Origin of the sequence: Pararhizobium sp. (assembly GCF_035497515.1) — a bacterium.
Taxonomy (GTDB): domain Bacteria; phylum Pseudomonadota; class Alphaproteobacteria; order Rhizobiales; family Rhizobiaceae; genus Pararhizobium.
In genome coordinates this window covers 1-2,251 of the sequence record NZ_DATJDJ010000150.1, presented here as the reverse complement: position 1 = coordinate 2,251, position 2,251 = coordinate 1, and the positions used below count along the sequence as shown (strand labels likewise).

The following is a 2,251-nucleotide window of genomic DNA, read 5'->3' as shown; positions in this document are numbered from 1 at the left end:
CCGGCCGACGATATGGTTGGCGCGCGTCTTGTCCGTCGGATTGAGGTCGCGCGGCTCGATCGCCGGTTTGAAGGGGCGCACGACGACCCGGGCAGGATCCGGGCGCAGATACAGCGCCTGTCGATTTAGAAACATGGGCGTGAACGAAGCTCCTTGCTGTCATTCCTGTGGTGATGGGGCGCGATCAAGCGATCAGCGCCAGTCGCCACGATGCTTGTTCGGCTCGATCCGGTCCGGCGTCGGCGCGCATGAAACGTCGGATCTCAGTCAATCCGAGAAGATACGAGAGAACCGATTCCGCGCCCTTGTTCTCGCTCGCCCTGTCTGGATGAAGCCCATCCGCACAACTGCCGATGGCCACATCGACCAGAGGGCAAGCGAGATCGTTGTCACCCAGAAACCAGCTGAATGCCCGCATCGCACCGATTTCCCATTCACCGCCACTATTTGCACGCCATGCCGTAAGGCAGGCCGCGATCGTTGCCGCCGCCTCGACCGGCTGCTGGTCGAACCGCTTGGGCGACTGCCAGGGAATGCCGAAACTTTCCGTGCCGACGGGGCGGAAATGCCCGGTAGGCGCCGTCTGTTGCGTCATGAGCCAGCGCAATGTCCGAAGGCCGGCATCGACAAAAGCAGGCGTCTTCGTCGCCAGCCCGGTCAGGAGCAATGCCTCTGGCAGGCGCGCATTGTCATAGGCAAGCAAGTTCTCGAACCATACCCAGTCCGGCGTCTCGACCGAATCCAGTGACGACGTCAACCGGGTGGCGAGCAATTCACGAGATGCCGTGGCGGCTTGATCCGCGCCATTGGTTTCGCAATAGGCATCCAGTCCAAGAAGCGTGAACGCCCAGGCGCGCGGCGACTGAAACGTCTCAACCGCCGGCAGAGCGATGCGGAAGAGCGCTGCCGCCCATTGCCGCCGTGATGCGGCCGTATCGCTGCGCGCACATTCACCGAGCGCCCACAACGTTCGTCCGTGGCTGTCTTCCGAGCCAATATCCTCAAGCCAGCGCCGGTCATAACTCATGAAGTTACGGAAACGTCCGTTATCCGGATTCCAGGCATGCTGGATGAAGGCGGCAAATTGGGCGGTTATTTTCTCGGATAAATGACGTTCGCCAAGGCTTCCGAGCCGCGAGGCAAAAATCAGGGCCCGTGCATTGTCATCAACGCAATAGCCGTGCGAGCGGTCAGGCACGGAGTGAACGGCGTGCTGCAAAAGACCGGTGCTGTCGCACATGGACAGAAGATGTCGGAGCGATATTTCCGGCACCGGATATCCGGCACGCCAAAGAGTTTCCTGCTCGATACGTGTCGACCTGGCCGGCGGACCAATCGTGCGTGCTTCATCGAGGACCATGCGGTAGCGCTTTGCGGTTTGCGCCCAGGTCATCAATCGGCTCGTCGCATAAGCCCGCTTACGCATGGCATGCCGGCGAACGTCGTTGGCGAGCAGCCCGGCCACCGCGGCGCCGATAGCCTTTGCATCGGAGAACGGGACGAGGACACCTCTCCCTTCAGCCAGCAGTTCCTGGGCGTGCCAGTAGGGTGTCGAGACGACGGCCTTGCCGGAGCCATAGCTGTACGCCAGCGTGCCGGAGGTCATTTGGGCTTCGTTGAGATAGGGCGTGACATAGACGTCAGACATCGAGATGTATTCCAGAAGCGTCGGCTGGTCGACGAACTGGTCAACGAATACGACATGATCATCGACGCCGAGGTCTCTTGCCCGCGTCACCAGACCCTCTCGATAGGTCTCGCCTTGCTGCTGCACCAGATTGGGATGCGTGGCGCCGAGCACCACATAGATGGCGTCCGATGACGATTCGAGGATCGACGGCATGGCATCGATCATGACCTCGATGCCCTTGTTCGGAGAAAGCAGGCCAAATGTCAGTATGACAGGCTTGCCGCTGAATCCGAGCTTCGCCTTCGCGAAATGCGTATCGAGGAAGGGAACATCGGGAATTCCATGCGGAATTACTTCTATCCGTTCCGACGGCATGCCGTAAACACCGCGAAGAAGCTCGCGTCCTTTCTCCGCCATGACAACCACTTTCGCCGAGGCATCGATAATGCCCCGCATGACATCACGCTGAACCAGAGTGGGTTCGGGCAACACGGTGTGAAGCGTGGTAACGACCGGCATGCGCAGGCGAGAGAGAAGCTGAAGGATATGACCGCCGGCCTCGCCGCCGAATATTCCGAATTCATGCTGCAGAGAAACCGCGTCGAACCGCGCCTGATTCAG

At 60.3% G+C, this 2,251-nt stretch carries 1 protein-coding gene and 1 pseudogene; both read right to left on the bottom strand.

Annotated features, from left to right (window positions below; all coding sequences use genetic code 11):
* Nucleotides 1–135: pseudogene (locus tag VL202_RS14845) on the bottom strand (glycosidase); the annotation flags it as partial.
* A gap of 49 nt (nt 136–184) precedes the next feature.
* Nucleotides 185–2,251 (bottom strand): glycosyltransferase family 4 protein (locus VL202_RS14840; RefSeq protein ID WP_325464868.1); only part of this gene is annotated, 2,067 nt, incomplete at its 5' end.